13 protein-coding genes are annotated in these 21,147 nt (G+C 35.0%); 7 read left to right on the plus strand and 6 right to left on the minus strand.

Annotated features, from left to right (window positions below; all coding sequences use genetic code 11):
• Positions 1–1,319: 1,319 nt before the first annotated feature.
• A complete protein-coding gene (locus tag F6K06_RS04555) occupies positions 1,320–4,031 on the plus strand; it encodes a tetratricopeptide repeat protein (protein WP_287244140.1) in 2,712 nt (903 codons plus the stop codon).
• A 321-nt stretch (positions 4,032–4,352) separates the two neighbouring features.
• Here the strand turns inward: F6K06_RS04555 and F6K06_RS04560 are convergent, their stop codons facing one another.
• The gene (locus F6K06_RS04560) at positions 4,353–5,021 is read right to left on the minus strand and encodes a glutathione S-transferase family protein (protein ID WP_287244143.1); all 669 of its coding nucleotides are present in this window, start codon (positions 5,019–5,021) and stop codon (positions 4,353–4,355) included.
• Between the two features lie 540 nt (positions 5,022–5,561).
• Here F6K06_RS04560 and F6K06_RS04565 point away from each other — a divergent pair.
• From F6K06_RS04565 to F6K06_RS04580, 4 genes are all read left to right on the plus strand, one after another.
• Complete coding sequence (locus F6K06_RS04565; protein ID WP_287308813.1) at positions 5,562–5,690, plus strand: hypothetical protein; 129 nt, start codon at positions 5,562–5,564, stop codon at positions 5,688–5,690.
• Between the two features lie 432 nt (positions 5,691–6,122).
• Positions 6,123–10,502 carry a phytase gene (locus tag F6K06_RS04570; RefSeq protein ID WP_161564981.1) on the plus strand — a complete coding sequence of 1,460 codons (4,380 nt, stop codon included), beginning with the start codon at positions 6,123–6,125 and terminating at the stop codon, positions 10,500–10,502.
• A 375-nt stretch (positions 10,503–10,877) separates the two neighbouring features.
• Entirely contained in the window at positions 10,878–12,176 is a 1,299-nt protein-coding gene (locus tag F6K06_RS04575) for an AAA family ATPase (RefSeq protein WP_124154683.1), read from the plus strand.
• Positions 12,173–12,832: a retron system putative HNH endonuclease gene (locus F6K06_RS04580; RefSeq protein WP_124154682.1), complete on the plus strand. Its 660-nt coding sequence runs from the start codon at positions 12,173–12,175 to the stop codon at positions 12,830–12,832. Before F6K06_RS04575 ends, F6K06_RS04580 begins: the two co-directional genes overlap by 4 nt.
• 325 nt (positions 12,833–13,157) lie before the next feature.
• Here the strand turns inward: F6K06_RS04580 and F6K06_RS04585 are convergent, their stop codons facing one another.
• Positions 13,158–13,316 carry a hypothetical protein gene (locus F6K06_RS04585; RefSeq protein ID WP_161564980.1) on the minus strand — a complete coding sequence of 53 codons (159 nt, stop codon included), beginning with the start codon at positions 13,314–13,316 and terminating at the stop codon, positions 13,158–13,160.
• 23 nt (positions 13,317–13,339) lie between these two features.
• Between F6K06_RS04585 and purN the strand changes: the two genes are divergently transcribed.
• Entirely contained in the window at positions 13,340–13,990 is a 651-nt protein-coding gene (gene purN / locus F6K06_RS04590) for a phosphoribosylglycinamide formyltransferase (RefSeq protein WP_287244146.1), read from the plus strand.
• A gap of 183 nt (positions 13,991–14,173) precedes the next feature.
• On the opposite strand, the gene galT is transcribed toward purN, so the two are convergent.
• The 3 genes from galT to F6K06_RS04605 form a co-directional block, all read right to left on the minus strand.
• On the minus strand, positions 14,174–15,187 hold the full coding sequence (gene galT, locus F6K06_RS04595) for a galactose-1-phosphate uridylyltransferase (protein ID WP_353734844.1): 1,014 nt from the start codon (positions 15,185–15,187) through the stop codon (positions 14,174–14,176).
• Between the two features lie 221 nt (positions 15,188–15,408).
• Entirely contained in the window at positions 15,409–16,389 is a 981-nt protein-coding gene (locus F6K06_RS04600) for a pentapeptide repeat-containing protein (RefSeq protein WP_124145061.1), read from the minus strand.
• A 713-nt stretch (positions 16,390–17,102) separates the two neighbouring features.
• Positions 17,103–19,832 carry an AAA-like domain-containing protein gene (locus tag F6K06_RS04605; protein ID WP_124154678.1) on the minus strand — a complete coding sequence of 910 codons (2,730 nt, stop codon included), beginning with the start codon at positions 19,830–19,832 and terminating at the stop codon, positions 17,103–17,105.
• 258 nt (positions 19,833–20,090) lie between these two features.
• Here F6K06_RS04605 and F6K06_RS04610 point away from each other — a divergent pair, with 258 nt between their 5' ends.
• A complete protein-coding gene (locus F6K06_RS04610) occupies positions 20,091–20,213 on the plus strand; it encodes a hypothetical protein (protein ID WP_275670378.1) in 123 nt (40 codons plus the stop codon).
• A gap of 774 nt (positions 20,214–20,987) precedes the next feature.
• Here the strand turns inward: F6K06_RS04610 and F6K06_RS04615 are convergent.
• Positions 20,988–21,137, minus strand: a complete 150-nt coding sequence (locus F6K06_RS04615) for a hypothetical protein (protein WP_287244830.1) — start codon at positions 21,135–21,137, stop codon at positions 20,988–20,990.
• Between the last annotated feature and the right edge of the window lie 10 nt (positions 21,138–21,147).

Consider the following 21,147-nt stretch of genomic DNA (forward strand, 5'->3'; position numbering starts at 1 on the left):
CTGAAAAAAATTTTGAAAATATTTTGAGTAAGGGGTTGCAATTTTGATGAGGTTATGGTTATATTAATAAAAGACGACGCGGGATAGAGCAGTCTGGTAGCTCGTCGGGCTCAAGTTATAAGGTAAGACAAACAAAACAAGCACATATAGACGCCGCTAGTCACTAAGCTTGAAGTTATACCTTGTAAGGGGCGGCATACGAAGAAATTTGTATGTGATTACTTGTCAAATTCGGGGAAACCGTTAGCGGGGTAATCCCGAGCCAAGCTCCGAATTAAAGGAGAAGGTGTAGAGACTGGTTGGCAAGTACCCTAGCAGTTCTAGTTTGATAGAAGCTGAGGGTAAAGGGACAGTCCAGACTACAAACTAATTCTGATAGTTTCAGAATTAAGGCAGTGAAAGCTGTGGTGGTAAGCATAACCCGAAGGTCGGTGGTTCAAATCCGCCTCCCGCCATAAAAATAAATAATCTAAAAGAAAGTCTGGTAAATCTTAAAATTTATCAGGCTTTTTTGATTTTCGGTCTCAATACTTTTCCTCAGGAGTCAGGAGTCAGGAGTCAGGAGTCAGGAGTCAGGAGTCAGGAGGGAAGAAAGAAGGAAAAGGAATAGGAAGAGGAGGAAAAGGAGAAAGTTTTTTGGTCGTGTCAGGGGAACGGAGTTCTATGGCGCTCTTATCCAGACATGATATAAAAGGCAAAAAGCAATATAAATGCAGTTTCAACCTACTAAAGAAGTTGGGTTTATGAAGAACAGACCATAGCGTTGCATATTTGAGGGATGAAAGGGTGTGGGGAGTGTGGAGGACGTTATATATTTGCCCATTGGAATTATAGTAGCTCGTCTAGACTAAGAATTATGGGTAAAAACTCAACCCTCGATCCTCCCTTACCAAGGAGGGGAATAACTCATAAGGGTAGGTTGTTTAACCCACATTTTCAAGCAAAACTTGCTAATAGTTTGAGAAAAAGAGGAAGTAAAAGATGGGTTACCTTTTTTTGCAAAGATTCATTCCTTAGTCCAGCAATGCTTATACCATACAGCAGTTTTCATTTCGGTAGACCACAGTAGGGGTGTTAACGTAGTTGTGCGCTAGCTAATGGCCATTAGCCCCTACAGGTTTTTGGTCCCTACAGGTTTTTGATTATGGCGATGTGGTTCATCAATCAATAACAGCGTTGTAAGTATAGCGATTTCCAAAAAGCGTGAGGTACAAAATTTTAGGTTTTACAACAGGGAAGAAAGATAAAAGTTTACCTAACTCAACCTAGCACCTACTCAAAAAGTTCAATATAGCAAAATTTTATGAATTTGGTAGAAAATGATAAATTGGAAATATTTTAGATTAATTATCGGTACTGTATTTTTCTTGATTTTGCCTCCATCTCTAGTAACAGAGAAAATAGAGAAAGTACAGATATATTCAAAAGCAGTTGCAGAAGAGACTAAAAAATATAGCGATCGCCTGACTCAAGAAAACCTACAAACTCAAGCACAGGAACTTGATAAGAAAGCTAAACAAAAACTTGAAAATGGGGAATTAAAAACGGCCTTAGAAACTTTGCAGCAACTCCTAGATATTCATACTCAACAGGGCGTTCGCGATAGCGGAACGGAGTTCTATCGCCTTAATATCAGCAGCACCCTCTACAGTATGGCCAGCATCGATCGACAACTGCAGCAGTATCAGAAAGCTTTAGAAAATTATCAGCAAGCTTTGGAAATTCGTCAACAGTTAGGCGATACAGAGCAAATTGCTGTCATCCTACATAATATTGGTACAGTTTATTCTCACCTAAGTCAATATCCCCAAGCATTAGCATCATTCAATAAAGCACTGAAAATGCGTAGGCAACTGCGCGATACTACTGCTATTAGTAGCACTTTAAATAAAATAGGTGTTATCTACGATCGCCAAGGTAAATATCCAAAAGCTATAGAGTTTTATGAAGAAGCTTTAGAAATGGCTAAAAAGGAAAAGGATAATGTCAATCTTACTGCAATTTTAAGTAATCTTGGCTTAGTTAATTCAAGGTTAGGTCGCTATAAACAAGCTATAGATTTTTATCAGAAAGTTTTACAGAATAATCCCCAAAACAAAGCTAAGGTTTTAACATATATTGGAGCAATTTATCGCCACTTAGAAGAGTTTTCTAAGGCTTTAAAGTTTTATCAACAAGCTTTAGAAGTTTATGAAGAAAATCAAGACCGTTTAAATATAGCAATAACTATAGATAATATAGGTGTAATTTATCGAGAACAGGAAAAATATTCCCAAGCATTAGAATCCCATCAACAAGCATTAGTTATTTGGGAAGAGTTAGGCGATCGGGAAGGTAAATCTGCCTCTGTTCATAATATTGGTATAGTGTATCGAGAGTCCGGTCAGTATTCTGAATCTCTAGAATTTTTGACTCATACTTTAATTCTCGATCGACAACTTGAAAACCAAAATAGAGAAAGAATTACCCTTGCTGATATAGGAAAATTATTAGCAAAAAATGATCGACCAGAATTAGCAATAATATTTTATAAACAATCAATTAATATTACAGAAAAAATCCGCAAAGATTTACAGGTTTTACCAGTAGAGGAACAAAAGGATTATTTAGACGGTACTGTTACTGACATTTATCGGGATTTAGCTGATTTATTGCTCGAGCAAAAAAGAGCCATAGAATCGCATCAAATTCTTGATTTGTTGAAAGTACAAGAAGTATTTGAGTATATGGGAGGTATCAAAGCTGATGATAAATCCAATGAAGTTATTATGCTTAAACTGGAAAATATTTTTATAGAAAAATATACTAATTTCTTAGATAACATAGGCACAACTGACGAGAAAAATCAGAATATTTCATTAGAAAAATTAGTTGCTATTCACGATTTCATTCGTAGTGATGAAATAACAGAGGTTAGCTCAGAAATAAAGAAGCAATCTAAGAGTCAAAAACTTACCCCTGAAATGTTAGTTTTGTTACAGTCTGAACTAAAAGAACATAACAAAGAAAATGCAGTAGTCTTATATCCCTTAATTTTAGAAGATCGCCTGGAATTAATTTTAGTTACTGCTAATTCTCCCCCAGTTCATCATACAGTGTTAGTTAATCAGGAAGAATTTGAACGAGTGCTTTTGACATTTAAAGTAGGATTAATTGATAGACGAAAAGTTAATAATATCTTTGATTCTAGAGTTGCTAAAGCTGGATTAAAACTTTATAATTGGTTAATTAAGCCAATAGAAAATGACCTAAAAATTAATAGAGTTAAAACTATTATTTATGCACCAGATGGGAAGCTCCGTTATATTCCTTTAGCAGCTTTATATGATGGAGAAAAATGGCTGACAGAGAGGTTTAAAATCAATCATATTACTGCTGCAAGTATTATGGATTTAACTCCAAGGAGAAATAGAAATATCCGAATTTTGGCAGGTGCTTTAACTGAAGGAAATTATAACTTTGCAATTGGCAAAAGACAGTTTGAGTTTGAAGGTTTGCCTTTTGCAAAAGTAGAGGTAGAAAAGCTAGCTAGTATATTTCCTCAAACCAAGAAATTATTAGGAGATGATTTTACTAAACAATTTATGGAATTAAGGATGGGTAGTCATAGCTTAATACATTTTGCTACTCATTCTGCTTTTGTTAATGGCAGTCCAGAAGATTCTTTTATATTATATGGAGATGGGGAACTAGCTAGTTTACGAGAAGTAGAAAAGTGGAATTTATATGGTGTAGAATTAGTGGTTTTGAGCGCTTGTGAAACTGGTAAAGGAAAACTACTAGGAGATGGTTCAGAAATTCTAGGTTTTGGTTATCAAATGCAAGTTGCGGGTGCGGCAGCAAGTTTAGCAACTTTATGGCAAGTAGATGATCGGGGTACTTCTGAATTTATGAATGATTTTTATACAGCTTTAAAGAGTGGTAAAAATCAGGCTGGGTCTATACAAAAAGCACAAATTGCGATGATTAAAAGTGAGTTTAATCATCCTTATTATTGGGCACCATTTATTTTAATTGGTAATGGTTTTTGAAGTAAGCATAAGGTTGAAGTATTATCAGTTATATCATGTCTGGATAATCAGTGATAAAAAAACTTTATTCCTTCTAACCTTTTGTTTCCTTCTGCCTTCTGACTTCTGCCTTTTTTATTATCGATAGGTTGGGTAGAACAATAGTTTTAGCGGAGCTTATCAGTTAGGATAAAACCAACATTGTTAATGTTAGCAACCTAAAGTGAATTATATCAAATTGGCTGTCATACAGGCAAGTTTCGTAGAGAAACCCGGTTTCTGGGTAAATTCTGGTTTATTTAATCAACTATATTTACGAACACTTCTTGCCTACTTTCTGCTTCAACGCCAGTCAGGAGGATAAAGACTATCAACATTAGGCATTTCATCAATCTTTTGTAGCAAATCTCCTAATTTTGGATATTTTTTCTCTATAGGTAAGATGTCTATGTTTAATTTACTTACATCTTCCTGAGCTGCTAATTTTTCGACAAATTTAAAAATAGGATAAATGGCAATATCCGCAGCAGATAATCGATTGCCTGCCAACCAATTTTTATCTGCTAAAACCTCATCATTGAGTATGGTAAATTCTGCTTTTAATTTCTGGAAATTTTCAACAACTTCCTTCTCTTTTTCTGCTAAACCTCCAAAGAAAATTGGAGGGATAAGCTGAAGTAAAGAAGGCACAATTACATTTTCAACTTCACATACCTGTTGCCAAATTATTGCTTTCTCTTGGCTAGTATTGCCAAAAAGTTGCCACTCAGGATAGAGAGAATCTAAATATACTAAAATTGCTATAGATTCACGCACAAATAATTCCCCATGTTTTAGTAATGGCACTTTACCACGAGGATTTAAAGCTAGATAATCGGGTTGTTTATGTTCTCCTGTTGATGGGTCTAAATAATGAGAGACATAATCAACATTATGAATTACTAAGGCCAGGTGTACTCGCCAAGCAAAAAGACTACCTTGAAAGCAAAAAAGTTCTATTGTTGGATTCATTTTCTTGAATATTATTCCTCATTTTAACGAAGTCAGAAGTTGTTTTTGTAACGGAGATTTGAGCAAGTCTCCAAAAACATTTTGCCAATCAAGGCGGGGTTTTTAGACCCAATTATTTTGATAAAGAATAAATTATGGCAAAAATTTAGCCTAGTATAACCAAATTAACTCGAACATATCCTTTAATTGAGATAATGTCAAGAGCCAGTATTTATAAATTAGCGATATTCCGCAGAAAAGAGGGAGTAGGTAGTAGGCAGTAGGGGAAATAATTGATAATTTCTGTGTGAATGATGACGAGCGCGTTCAAGGGAAAACTAAAAGTAATATCATGTCCGGTTGAACAGTTATAAATAACGACGGAGGAGTCAGAACTCAGGAGTCAGTAGAAAAAACGAATTTTGTACCTTACCAGTATAGGAATTGCTATATCAAATTAAACTTTAACCCAAATCTTTTCCTACGATTTAAGTATTTAATACCAAATTCAAAAAAGGTAGTTACATCTTAGTTTGTGATTTATTCCTACAATAAAAAAATATGGCGTTGCTGAATAGCGTGTATGATATTAACCTTAATTACTTAGGAGTCAGGAGTCAGGAGTCAGGAGTCAGGAGGGAAGAAAGAAGAAGAAAGAGGAATAGAAGGAGAGGCGTTGCATATTTGTAGGATGAATTGTATGCTTGGACAAAAAAGAAGTATTAAGGATGAAATTTACCTGTTTAAAAAATATTCATCCCTTGATTCAGCAACGCCAAAAATATAAATCCCATAAATTCTAACAATTCAACCTTTTTTCCTCTTTAATATTTCTGTTTTTCTTTCCCTCCATACCTATTCCCTATTCCCTGTTCCCTGTGCCGTGACTGTAGCAATATTTTATGAAATTGGTGTCAGGAGTTAGAGCAAAACTACAGACAAGTATTTTATTATAATTAATTGAATCACCACAATCAAAAATACAGTCAACTATCTAGATTGAAAATTTTTTACACTATACCAATAAACAACACTTAACCTAAACATAAACAAAACTTAAATTAGAACCTATAAAATCCCATTACGGTTATGAGTCTAATTAATTTCAAGGGTTTCTAGTTTATGCCAAATCCAATCCGCTTTGCCACCTTCAACGCATCTCTAAACCGCAACGAAGAAGGTCAATTAATCACAGATATTTCTACAGAACAAAACGAACAAGGAAAGACAGTAGCAAAAATTATTCAAAGAGTCAATCCTGATGTTTTATTAGTTAATGAATTTGACTTTGACTCAGAAGGAACTGCTGCCCAATTATTCCGAGATAACTATTTAGAAGTAAGTCAAAATGGAGTAAATCCTGTAGAATATCCTTTCGTATATTTTGATCCTTCTAATACAGGTATTTCTTCTGGTTTTGACCTAGATAATAATGAGGAAATAGTCACAACACCGGGTGAATTTGGTTATGGGAATGATGCTTTTGGTTTTGGCAATTTTCCCGGTCAATTCGGAATGGTTTTATATTCAAAATATCCTATTGTTGAAGAGGAAGTAAGAACTTTTCAAAACTTTCTCTGGAAAGATATGCCAGGTGCATTATTACCGGATAATCTGGATACACCGGAACCTAATGATTGGTATTCGGAGGAAGAATTAGAGGTATTTCGTCTTTCTTCTAAGAGTCATTGGGATGTGCCGATAAATGTGAATGGGGAAATAATTCATGTTTTAGTTAGTCATCCTACTCCACCAGTTTTTGATGGGGAGGAAGATAGAAATGGCAGAAGAAATCACGATGAAATTCGGTTTTGGGCAGATTATGTTACTCCTGGAGAAGGAGATTATATTTATGATGATGCCGGAAATTTTGGTGGTTTAGCAGCTGGTAATTCTTTTGTTATTATGGGAGACCAAAATGCTGACCCAGTTGATGGAGATAGTTTCAATAATGCTATTAATCAATTATTAGAAAATCCTCTGGTGAATACTTCAGTAACTCCTGGTAGTAATGGGGGAATTGATGCTACAAACCGTCAAGGGGAAGAAAGTGCAAATCATGGAGGCAACCCTGCTTTTGATACGGCAGATTTTAATGATGCGCCTGGTACTTCTGGAAATTTACGAGTTGATTATGTTTTGCCTTCAATAGACCAAGAAATAGTTGATGCTGCTGTTTTTTGGCCGGAGGAAAATGACTCTTTATTTGACTTAGTGGGAGACTTTCCTTTTCCTAGTTCAGACCATCGTTTGGTTTGGGCAGATGTGACTAATGAAAATCGTAAAACTGTCACAAATATTGAGTTTATTGGGGGGGTAGAATTTGAGACTGGGTTGGATTTTCAAGGTACAGAAGTAGGTGGTATTTCTGGTATTAGTTATGATAAAGGTTCGGGAATTTATTATGCTATTTCTGATGACCGGAGTCAGAATAATGATGCCCGTTTTTATACTGTTGATATTGATTGGAGTGATGGGAGTCTTGATGATGGAGATGTTGAATTTATAGATTTTACTACTCTATTAAATAATAATGGAGTACCATTTCCTGAAAATGGTGTTGACCCGGAAGGAATTGCTTTTAATGGTGAGAATTTATTCATATCTTCGGAAGGAAATGTTAATGAGGGTATCGACCCATTTGTTAATCAATTTTCTTTAGGAGGAGAACAATTAAATGAGTTGACAATTCCAGATAAATTTTTACCTAATAATGATGGTACTCAAGGCATCAGAAATAATCAGGCATTTGAGAGTTTAACAATTACTCCTGACAAACGTTTTCTCTACACAGCAACAGAAAGTGCTTTAGTACAAGATGGCGAACGTCCTACTCTGGAAAATGACAGTGCTTCTCGGATTATTAAATATGATTTAGAAACCGGGGAAGCTATTAAAGAATTTCTCTATTTTGTTGACCCTATTCCTGTTGCTCCAGACCCAGAAGATGGTTTTGCTGATAATGGCTTAGTTGAATTACTTGCCCTTGATAATAGCGATACTTTATTAGCTTTGGAAAGGTCTTTTGCTGTTGGAGTTGGTAATAATATCCGTCTCTACGAAGTTCAGTTACAAAATACAACTAATATCCAAGATTTTGACGGTTTAATTAATCCAGATGACCCCGATGGAGCGTTATTTGATGTTGATGCTGTAGCAGAAAAACGACTATTACTAGATTTTGCAGATTTAGGCATTACTTTAGATAATGATGAGGGGATGACATTCGGACCTGTTTTGCCAGATGGGTCTCAATCTTTAGTGGTAGTTAGTGATAATAATTTTAATGATGTAACTCCTCAAGTTACTCAATTTTTAGGTTTCTCCCTAGATATTGATAGTATTCCTGCTGTTTCTCCTACTGTTGAAACTCCAGACACGAACAGAATTGAAACAGGTATTGATTCAGATGATCCAGCAATTTATGTTCATCCTAATAACCCCAACCAAAGTTTAGTTATTAGTACATTAAAAGATGCTGGTTTAGAAGTTTACGATTTAAACGGTGAAGTTTTACAAGAAATTTCTCCTGATACTCCTGGGGATATTCGTTATAACAATGTCGATATTGTTTATAACTTCCAAATAGGAGATAAAACGGTTGACTTGGCAGTAGCAACTGACCGAGAAAATGATACTTTAGCAATTTGGAGTATTGACCCTCAAACTCGTCAACTTACTAATATTACTGCTGCTAATCTTAGCGACCCCGCAGCTTCAATTTTTGGCATAGATGATGGGGAACAAACAGCTTATGGTTTAGCAACTTATACTAATCCTAATACTGGGGAAACTTACGCTTATGTTAGTCAGCGAGATGGCGACCAAATTGCTCAATTAGAGTTAACAAGTAACGAAGATGGAACGGTAAGTGCCACAGAAGTTCGTCGTCTAGATGTACCTATTCCAGAAGGTGGAGAACTGGATGATGCTCAAGTTGAAGGAATGGTAGTAGACCAAGAATTAGGATTCCTTTATGCTGGTCAAGAAAACTTCGGAATTTGGAAATTTGATGCAGAAGTTGATGGTAGTAATGAAAGAACTTTAGTTGATGAAGTTGGTGAAAATATTGAAGCGGATGTAGAAGGTTTAACTATTTATTATGCTGAGAATGGTAATGGTTATTTACTAGCTTCTAGTCAGGGAGATAATACTTTTGCTGTTTATGAACGGGAAGGAGATAATGAATATATTGGTAACTTCTTTGTAGGAGATTTTGCCAATATTGATGGAGCGGAAGAATCTGATGGTGCAGATGTAATTAACGTACCTTTAGGTAACAATTTCCCCAACGGTTTATTAGTAATTCAAGACGGAGCAAATGAACCAGAAGCAGTTCTACAAGATCCAGAAGATGGAGAAATTCAAAACTTCAATACCAACTTTAAATTTATCCCCTGGGAAAATGTTGCTAATGCTTTTGAAGAACCTCTGGAAATTGACAGTTTCAGTTATAACCCTCGGCAAATAAATGTCAATATCCCGACAGTAAGTATTAACGTTGAACCGGAAACTGTTAGTGAAAACGCAGGTCAATATACCCTAACTTTCAATTTAAGTGAAGCTGCTCCAGCAGGAGGTTTACAGGTAATTTGGTCAGAAACAGATGCTGATGATGCTTTTGGCGATATTGAATTTCCTCCTGAGTTAACCAATGCTTCTAACCTAGAACAACTCCAAGCAGCAGGGGATGAACTCTCACGTTCCGCTATTACTGTTGACGAAGGGGCAACTACGGCAACAGTTACCTGGACAACTATTCCGGATGAGGAGTCGGAAGGAGAAGAAACTACAACTATTGAGTTGATAGAAACAGAAGACTATGTAGTTGATGCAGAAAACCAAGTTGCTCAAGTCACTATTGTTGATGCAGTTGCTCAAGAAATTTTTGGTACTCCAGAAGATGAACCTCTCAACGGCAACTTTGGAGATGATACCATCACAGGTCTAGCAGGAGATGACACTCTTGTTGGTGGTGGTGGTGACGACTCAATTATTGGCAGTCGTGGTAATGATTCCCTCTATGGTCAGGATGGCGATGATGTTTTAGAAGGTCGTCTTGGTTTTGACCATCTCTTTGGAGGGGATGGGGACGATGAGATGAATGGTGGTCAAGGACGCGATCGCCTCAATGGTGGAAGTGGAAACGACACTCTATCTGGTGGTGCTAGTATTGACCGTTTTATCTTTGCCACAAATCAGGAATTTGATGCTGATGATATTGGTGTGGATGAAATTACTGATTTTGTTGTCGGTCAAGATAAAATTCTGTTGGATCGAACTACATTTACTGCCATTAACAGTATCGCAACAGAATTTACCACTGTTACCAGTAATAATGCTGCTGCAACTTCTGAAGCAGTTATTGTTTACAACAGTAATAATGGTGCTTTATTCTACAACCCTAATGGTAATGCTGGTGGTTTTGGTGATGGCGCTCAGTTCGCCACTTTGAGTAATGGAGCATTGCTTGAAGTTGAAGACTTTATTATTAGAGGGTAATATACCCCCCTGCTGCCTTTGAAAGGGGGGAGAAGTAGGGTATCTTAGCGGAGTGTAACGCACCGAAATATTAAGGATAGGCAGTGCATTACATTTCATTAATACGCCCTACTGGAGTTATGTTATAGTATTTGCTTGTAGGAGTTTGGTTTTCAAATCTCATTTGGGTTTGGGGACTGAATGCCTACAATTTTTTTTTCACGAATTATTTCTGATATAGAATCTGGTGTGCGATTCGTCATTGCGACGATAGGAAAAAATCTCAAGGTTTTAGGAGATTGCTTCCTTCCACGGAGTGACCGTCGCAATGACTTGGATATACTAATTATCTGAATTTTATATGATGACTATATGAAAACTTCTATTTTATAACTGATGAAAATTAAACGTTTAGAAATTAATTGTTTTAGAGGAATAAAGAATTTAACTATTGATTTTGTTACTACAGAACCTACTGTATTTATTGGAATTAATGGAGTAGGGAAATCTAGTATTTTAGATTGTATAGCAATTCTCTTTTCTTGGCTTTTATCTAGAATTCAGTATGAACCAAAAAGGACAATACAGGATTTAGCTTTAGATGATTTTATAGATAAATCAAAAGGAAGACGTTTTAGCGAAGAGGATATTAAAAATGGATATGAAACAACTGACTGTGAAATTATCTTTTCAATTGATGGTTTAGAAAATCAAATAGGTTTAGCTCAAAACAACGGTGGAGGTTGGGGAATATCTATAAAATCACCATCAATAGTAGATGATATTCGTACTAAATTGAAAAATAATTCTCAACTTGATATTCCTCTAATTGTTTACTATCCTGTTAATCGTTCTGTACTTAGTGTACCTTTAGAAATTGAAGTTGAAGACTACTCTTTCAAACAAGTTGATGGTTATGAACAAGCACTTGATGGAATACAAATTAATTTTGATAGCTTTTTCAAATGGTTTAGAGTAATAGAAGAAACCGAAAATGAAGAACTTCGAGATGATATAAAATATCGCGATCGCCAACTTGAAGCAGTCAGAAAATCTATCTATTCTATATTAGGAAAAAATGACTTTTCTGATATTAGAGTCCGTCGCAAACCTTACCCAAGAATGACAATAAAAAAACAAGACCAAGAACTTGATATTCAACAACTATCTGATGGAGAAAAAAGCTTATTAACATTAGTAGGTGACTTAGCCAGACGTTTAGCAATAGCTAATCCAAGTTTAGGCGATCCCTTAAAAGCAAATAGTGTGGTATTAATAGATGAAATTGAACAACATTTACATCCTGCTTGGCAGCGTGAAGTAATTCCTAAACTAACAGAAACATTTCCTAACTGTCAATTTATTATTACTACTCATTCCCCACAAGTTATCAGTCAAATCAAACCGAATAGCGTTTATATTTTAGAAAAAATAGATGATAATATTGTTGTCAAACATCCTTCTAGTTCGTTCGGTAGAGATAGTAATCGTATTTTAGAAGACTTGATGAAAGTTTCCGAACGTCCACAACAAATCAAGGAAAAATTGATGGAATTATTTCGATTAATAGATAGTGGAAATCTTGAGTCAGCTAGACAACTACGGCTAGAAATTGAGAAAGAAATAGGTACTGATGAACCAGAATTTGTCAGAGCAGATATATTGATGCGTCGGCGGGAGATTTTGAATAAGTGAAGTATATAAAAAAGGGTGATGAACCTGAAGATTTAGCAAAATTTAAAGCGTCTGCCAATGAAGATTGGCAACCTACTTATAATGATTTAAGGAGCAAAGAAAAAACTAATATTCATCAAAAATTACTTGAGGAACAGGGTTATATTTGTTGTTACTGTGGCATGGAAATTGATAAGGAAAATAGTCATATAGAACACCTCAAACCCCGTAGCATTTTTTCAGAAGAGCAGCTAAATTATAATAATTTATTAGCATCGTGCCAACGTGAAAGAGAAAAAAAAGAACCTCCCCATTGTGGTGTCAAAAAAGCAGATTGGTATGAAGAAAAGTTGATGGTTTCCCCTTTAGAACCTAACTGTGGTGATTTTTTTCGCTATACTGGTTCTGGAGAAATTTTACCCACTAATGTTTTAGATAAAAAAGAAAAAGAAATTGCTCTGAAAACAATTGATAAATTAGGATTAGATATTGATAAGTTGAATGCAATGCGTAAAGCAGCAATTGATGGTATATTAGAAGTTGTAGAAAATCTTGAAAAATCAGAATTCAAGGAATTACTAGATAGTTTTGATAAATTGGATAATCAAGGTAAGTACATCCCTTTTTGTCCAGTAATTACTTACATTATTCAAGAATATTTTCTTGGAGAAAAATGAACTGAAATTTTAAGAATTTAGGGCATCTTGAAAGAAGTGATCGCTCCAGTTTTACAAGACTTTTCAGATTGATAAACCATTATACCTCCAATATGATTTGGGAGTTGTTTGATATAGCGCTGTGCGCAGGCAACAGGAGGAATAAATTGCTGATAATATAAGACTTTTAGCTATTGGACAGTTCCTGTCATTTGTAAATATTGTATCGCAGGAAAGCGGGGAGTAGGGGAGATGGGGAGTGCCAAGTATTCCTCTTTGCTGTAAACATTACGGGAGTAGCAGTTATTCCTCTTCTCTCTTTCTTCTTCCTTCTCGGCCATGTTTGTTACGAGAACAGTGGGAGCATCTTGCTCCCGTGCCAGATATTCCTCTTTGCTGTAAACATTACGGGAGCAGCAGTTATTACTTCTTCCTTTTTCCTTCTTCCTTCTTCCTTCTTACTTCTTCCCTCTTCCTTCTTCCTTCTGCTATATAATCTAAACAATTCCCACTATTTAACTTGCAAAAATGACAACTGAATCTCAACAACTTAATTCTAATTCTTTTCTAATTTCTCCAGCTATTCCTGAGAATTTTTCGGCAAAAAATTCTCCTTTGAAATTAGGAATTCTCGCCTCTGGGAATGGTAGTAATTTTGAGGCTATTATGGAGGCAATAAATAATCAAAAATTAAATGCTCAAGTTCAGGTAATGATTTATAATAATCCTGGAGCAAAGGTTAAAACAAGAGCAGAAAAATGGGGCGTGCCGACAATATTATTAAATCATCGAGAATACAAAAATAGAGAAAAATTTGACGGCAAAATTGTTGAAACTCTACAAGAATATGATGTAGAGTGGGTAATTATGGCGGGTTGGATGCGAATTGTTACTAAGGTTTTAATAGATGCTTTTCCTAATCAAGTTATCAATATTCATCCCAGTTTATTACCTAGTTTTCGAGGTATTAAAGCTATCGAACAAGCATTAGAAGCTGGAGTAAAAATAACTGGTTGTACGGTACATTTAGTAGATGTAGAAGTAGATAATGGTCCAATTTTAATGCAGGCGGCTGTACCAATTTTGCCTGACGATACACCAGAAACTTTGCACGAAAGAGTTCAAATACAAGAACATCAAATTATTGTGGGAGCTATTACTCTTGCTGCATCAACTTAGAAGGCAGAGGGCAGGAGGCAGAGGGCAGGAGGCAGGAGGGAAATAAAGCTTCAAAAGGAAGGCAGAGGGCAGAAGGCAGAACAATGTTTTTCCCACTATTCCCTGACAGGAGTGCGGTACCAAATGCGTCTGTCGCACCTCGCGGGGTCGCGCCGCTATTCCCTGTTCCCTGTTCCCTGTTCCCTATTCCCTGGTTAAAAATTCTGCATCTAGTTCTGGAAGGGAGGGATTAATTCTAATACCAGAAGCAATTTCAAAACCTGCCGGTGTGGTAAGTCGAGGTTCAATTAAACAATACCAATGTACTTGTGGTTCTTCTGCTTTATAACGAGCAGCAGTGTTAATTACATAATTATAATCTGGGTCGTTTAATTTTTCTGATAATTTGGTGAGAATATTTTTGAGAATTAATGCAAAATCTGATTTTTCTTGGTCTGAAATACTACCAAAATCACCTTGATGTTCTTTTGGCATAATCCAGATTTCAAAAGGTGCTTTAGCAGCAAAGGGAATAAAAGCTAAAAAAGATGAATTTTCCTCAATTACTCGCGTTTTATTTTGTTTTTCAAATGCTAATATATCACAGTATAAACAGCTCCCAAATTCATCATAATATCTTTGAGCTTCCTCTTCTTGCCAACGTCGATGTTGGGGAACAATGCTAGTAGCAATAATTTGAGAATGGGGATGACGTAAAGAAGCTCCTGCTCTTTTACCATGATTTCTAAATATAATGACCATCATACTTTCATCTATTTCCATAAGTTCGATGTAACGTTGATGGTAAGTATCAATTATAATCTCTACTTCTTGGATAGACATTGTAGGAATATCTTTGCTATGGTCGGCATTTTCAATAATTACTTCATGTCTACCATAACCAGGCATGGTCAGATAAATTCCTTCTAATTTTCGATCGGTATTTCCTTCAGGAGTTAAAGCGGGAAATTTATTAGGAATAACGCGCACTTGCCAGTTAGTATTTTCTGGGTTTTGTTTCTCTAATAAAATACCTCCTAGACGCTCTTCATTACCAGTACAAAAAGGGCAGTCTGGAGAGTGACTTTCTACTTTTTCCTGTACTATATTTTCTTGTTGAAAATCCTGGGGACGTTTGCCTCGGTTTGGCGCATAAATAACCCATTCTCTTGTGGTTTTGTTGAGCCGAATATGACTTTTGTTCATATTATTTAGCAATCTTATTTGAGTTATGAGATATTATAGATTTTAGGGAACAGGGAACAGGGAACAGGGAACAGGGAATAACGAATACCAAAGCAATAAAATTATCACAAATGATTTAGGACTGCTATTTTTATAGACGGAGTGGTCGGTCGTTGACTATTCATAAGCAATTTTCCCTTCTTCCTCCCCCCTTTCAAAGGGGGGCAAGGGGGGATGCCTTCTGCCTTCTGCCTTCATTTTTCTGGTAAATTTAGCTGAGAGTAAAATTCTCTAGAATATTTAGCTTGTTGCCAGTTATTAGCAGATTTAATCTGTAATGGATTCAACCCTTTTACTTTTTGTAGGTTGGTATCTTGTAGATTAGCATCGTGAAAGTTTGCTCCTTGTAAATTTGCTTCTTGTAAGTTTGCTCCTTTCAAATTTGCACTTTGAAAGTTAGCGTTTTTCAGATAACAACCTTGCAGATTTGCTCCTTTTAAATTTGCTTCTTGTAAGTCAACACCTTGAAGATTTCCTAGTATATAAGCTCCCTCCAAATTCGCTTTTTGTAAATTTGCTTCTAAGAGATTAACTCCCTCCATATCGGCATTTTTTAGATTTGCTGAACTAAAATTTGCTTTTTGAAGTTGAGTTAAAAGAAAGAAAGTATCTTGAAGATTTGCTCCCCAGAGAAAAGCTCCTTGTAATTGAGTTAATTCAAATTTACCTCCTCGAAGGTTGGCTTCTAAAAGTTTTGCTCCTTGAAGATTTGCTTCTTTAAAATCTACATCTACTAAATTAACTTGGTCTAAATTGGTTTTAGGTAAAGATAAACCTTTTAAACAAACACCTCCTTTTACAAGTTCTTCTAGCGCTTTGATTCTAGCATAGCTAATTTGTAATCCTTGGGCAGAGTCAATTACCTGCCAAGCTTGATAATGGGATTTCTTTTTTCCCCACCTAATGTAAATAACTAATGCTGTGACAATGCTAATATTTTCAATAGTTCCTAGAATTTGCGAGTCTTCAAGGGATTCTAGAAAAACTTTACCCCACTGTGTTTTTTGTTCTATGGTGTTTTCAATATAAATAATTCCTAAAATTAAGAAAATAACAGTGAGTAAAATAGTAGCAATTTCTAATAAACTATAGATAAATCTCAGCGTACTTCTGAGTAATCTTGCGAATTTCCGCTGATTGCTTAGTGAGGATAAATATTTTTTGATCGAAAGCATATTTGCAGGACTATAACTAGGGTTTTATTAGGATCAAATAAATACATTTGAGGCACTTATAATCATGGTATTTTCGTTATATAAACAATAATATCTTATTCAGACAGTACATTGTCAAGAGCTGAGTTGAAGAAGGAAGAAGCCAGAAGGAAGAAGTAGATTGGGACTCAAACTCCAACCAATTGTAGACGGTGTATTAAACCCATAAAGAAAAAGATAATGATTTATCAAAATTGTCTTATACCAATTGGATTGAGAAAATTTACAAAAAAGTAGGTATGGGGAATAGGTGAGAGAGAAAAAAGGTCTGAAAAAAATGGAATAAAAAAGATTTAATTTTGACAATTGCTGCCTGGTTTAATTTAGTAAATATAGCAGTCGAAGGAAAGGGCGCAGGTATATCAAAAGCTTAAAACTCAGACAACGCAAGATTGTTCCTTCTCTCCTAGATAACTAATCGCCTAGATAACTAAACCTTTCTTTTTTCTGCTATACATTATTTATAGACTAACTACAGGATAAAATGGTGAAAATCTAGTATTTTTCAACAAATTCATAGATTTAATATCATGTCCGGTTGAATACTTATAAATAAATTAGTAGGGAGTAGGTAGTAGGGAGAAAAAAGAGATTTGCTCTGCAAGTGAAAGGATAGTTTTTTTCATAACTAATTATCAGGACATGATATAAATTTGGGATTTTATAGTTTGGCTTCACAGTCGATAGCTAAAATATTTCCGATACAATTCACATAGAGGCATGACTAAATTACCTTGAAACTTTACTAATCCCATACTGCGTAATTTGAATCCTTCTTTTGTGCCTATAGGTATAGGGTAATTTATCGTAATAATTTGTTTAATTACTGTTAATAATTCTGGATTTTCTTCAAGATTATTTAAGTGGCGGCGTAGGTGGTCACAATAGGGACTTTCTTCTGTCGGAGCGACCTGTAATAGCTTTTCTAAAGTCATTCTTCCCCGGGCAATTTGATAGAGAGCTTGACGTACTAAATAAGGATGTCCTCCTACCATTGCCATTAATTCTTTTATCTGTTCTGAAGACCATTCTAGATGATGTAATTTGACTAAATTTTCTACTTCTTCCCAGTTGAGTTCTCGTAACTCTATGGGCAAACCTACATTAAAAGGTGACTGATTAATATTTAGAGGAATATATACTTCTTTTGAATGTACAATTACTAACCTTAGTTTTTGCCAAACTGCTTCATTTTTACCACGTTCATGCCAAGTCCTGAGCAAAGCAAAAAAGGAAGTAGCAATTTCTGGATGTTGAAAAACTTGGTCTACTTCATCTAACCCTAAAACTAAAGGAGTTGAAATTTCTGATAGTAGATATCTTTGAAAATAATTTGTACATTTATTTTTACTTCCTAATACTCCTTGCCAATATTCAGACAGTTTTTCTTCTAGATTCAATTCATCAGTAATACTGGCACAAAACCATTTTAAAAATAAATCAAGATTAGTCAAAAATTCCTCATCTGCTGACTGAAAATTTAAACAAGCTTTGCAATATCCTTGCTGTTCAGCATAATTCAAAATTCTACTCATTAAAGAAGTTTTTCCCATCTGTCTAGGTGCTTTAACTCGAATCAAAGCTCCCGGATTCATAATAGTTTCATAACACTCTGACTCTATGGGCGATCGCTCTACATAAAAGGGAGAATTAAGTGCTACTTGACCAGAAGGAGTATCCAATAATAACTCTTTTTCCTTCGTCTTTTTTTGTTGTTCAGAAGTCAAGTGATTAGATTTTTCTTTCTCCCTTCTTCCTTCTTCCTTCTTCCTTCTTCCTTCTTCCTCCTTCCTTCTTTCTTCTTCAACTTGTGAATTACCTGGTAGTGTCACACCAAAATTAATAGGTGGCGAGATAATCATTGTTTTTGCTTTTTCCTGCTGAATCCTTAATTCAGTTAATTCTAATCTAACTTTCTGGAGAGACTTCTCTAAATCTTCTAGAGTCAATTTATCTCCTGATAATTGTTGATTAATTATTCCTAAAAAATCGCATTCAAAAATTTCTTTCACTATTTGATTATCGCGCATTTCTTGCATGAAATTAACAGCTACTAAGTTTAATAAACCTCCCACATCTCTTTGCAGCTTTTCTAAGTATCCATCTGGTTCATCTCCCTGGAGTAAAACCAGAATAAAACTTTGGCATAAATTCTTAATTTCATCTACAGGAGGTAAAGGAATTAACAAACAACTAATATCTTCAGGAAAATTTGTAACATATTTTGTTTGATTGATTTTTTTAAATTCACTTCTCAACTTAGATATTTTACGATTCACCCAACCCAAATTTTTTCGTTTTTGCTCAGAATGAAATGGTGAATATTGAAGTATTGTCGGAAAAGAACCTCCAATCTGATTTCTATATTCAATAGCAATTTTTTCTTGTGCCTTTAATAGCGACATACTAACAGTTTTGTAAAGCTCACAATTCACAGAAGTGCTATTTTGCTGAAGGCGGTCTACAAAAAAATCTAGACAACTTTGAAAAATACTAAAATCGCAATTTTTATGCTGACAAATCAAACCAATAGTTATCTTTAATAAAATCCAATTTAATATTCCAGAAATCGGTTCAATATTACCCTGTAATGCTCGTAAAGCTACAGCAGCATCCGAGTAACGCTGTTTCCAATTAACCCTAACCATTTTTGTTAGAAAATTAGCTAACTTTTCACTGATATTAGGAACTAATTTTTGCAAGTCTATCTCACCTAGTTCATCTTGGATAAAATTCCTGGGTGTAACTCCTGTCAAAGCTTGAATTGCAGTAATACCCACAGCATAAATATCACTAGCAAATTGTGGTCTTCCTTGTGCTTGTTCCACAGGCATATAACCAGGAGTACCTACTGCAATTGTACTACTAGATTTTCCCTGAGAATTAACTACAATATTACTTACTTCTTTAACTGCACCAAAGTCAATTAACATTAATTTTTGGTCGCGGTCTCGCCGCATAATATTCCCTGGTTTAATATCTCGATGAATTACCTCATCTTGATGTACAAAAGCTAAAACTTCTAAAATTTCTGACAAAAAATTTAGCACTTTAGCTTCATTCCAAGGCTGACTCATTTCTGTGCTTAAATCGTGACCTATTATCAGTTCTTGAACTAGATAAAAATCTTGATTATGCTCAAAATAAGCATACAAAGTAGGAATTTTATCGTATCTACTAAGTCGGTTAAGAATTTGACCTTCTTGCTCGAATAATCTTTGGACTTGTTGATGTTTAATTGTTGGTTTTAGCCGTTTAACAACACGCTGAGGTTTGGGATTTGCTGGTATATCTATATCTTCAGCAATATAAGTTTCTCCAAACCCACCCCCACAACCTAATTGTTCTACAATTTTGTAATGTTGCCTGAGAGTTTGACCAATTAAAGAATTATTTTCAGACATTTTTAGTTCACAATCTTGAAGGAAATTACTTCATCATTTACTATCTTATCATTAGCTCAAAGAGAGAAAATATATTCTGTAATATCATTTTTAAATTTAATGCTATTCATCAATTTAGAGACTGTTTGTTAAAGGAATATTAAATCCAGACGTAGTGCAGCGACACAGCTAAAAATTTAGGCCTTTATAGAACGAAGTGTTAGTGTAGTTCATCCGCAGGATAAACTCAACAAAGCTTTATAACATTACTTTTGAGAAATGGCATTATATCAAATCCGGTTAAACAGCCATAGAATGGTTAAGTTAGGAGTCCTCAGGAGTCAGGAGACAGGAGTCAGGAGGAGAAAGAATTACAAAGATGAGGGTAGTTATGACGATTGAAGATTTTTTTTATGTCCAATTAAACGGATTTGATATTAGTTATAATATAGCAGTTCCCAAGAAACGTGAGGTACAATTAAGTACGGGATCGCTAATCATAAAATCAACCCCATTACTGATGAAAGCTTGTTCTATCAACTGCGTACAAAATCAGTATAAAATCTTATGATTGTCCGGGCGTTTATATACTAAATCTAAATCTATTTTATGATTACCAATATTTTCAGATAAAATGGATAAAAAAGAAAACGAGTTACCAATAATTAAGCCAACAATTAAGGTGAGAAAGGAATTTCAAGAAAAACAAAAGAATTTGATCAGTAAAAACGCTATATAATCAATGTTTTCCCAGAAAAAGAATCAAAAAGAAAATGATTTACCAACAATTAACAATTAAGGTAAAAAAAGAAGCTCAAAAAAAACGGATGAATATGAAGAATTTTCTGGAAATTATCGGTAAAATTGCTATATTTGTGGTGATTTTACCAATTTTATTGCCTATATATGTATTCTACACTATATTAATTGTATTCTTTTTAATTCCATTTTTGATTTTTTATAGTATAATGCTGATTAAATCATATCATAAAAGATAGCATCTTTGAAAAAAGAATCTTACGAATAATAAGGGCAATTAAAATACTAGGACTTACAAATGAACGCTATTGGTAGGGTATGCTAGCGGTAGCCTAACTGAGCAACACCCTACATCTATTGTCAGTGCCTAAGTCCTGATACTTTATCATTTTCTTTGTGGGTTTAATACCCCACCGTCTACACGGTGTTCAAAATTACTTGGGGGAGCGAATCCCCATGTAATTTTTCTCCTGTCTCCTGTCTCCTGTCTCCTGTCTCCTTCTTCAAAGGAGATGTCTCTTGGACTAAAAAGATAAATTCAGACCTCAAAACTGCTATTAAAGCCATTCATTTGACT

The sequence above is a fragment of the Okeania sp. SIO1H4 genome (genome assembly GCF_010672695.1).
Classification (GTDB): domain Bacteria; phylum Cyanobacteriota; class Cyanobacteriia; order Cyanobacteriales; family Microcoleaceae; genus Okeania; species Okeania hirsuta.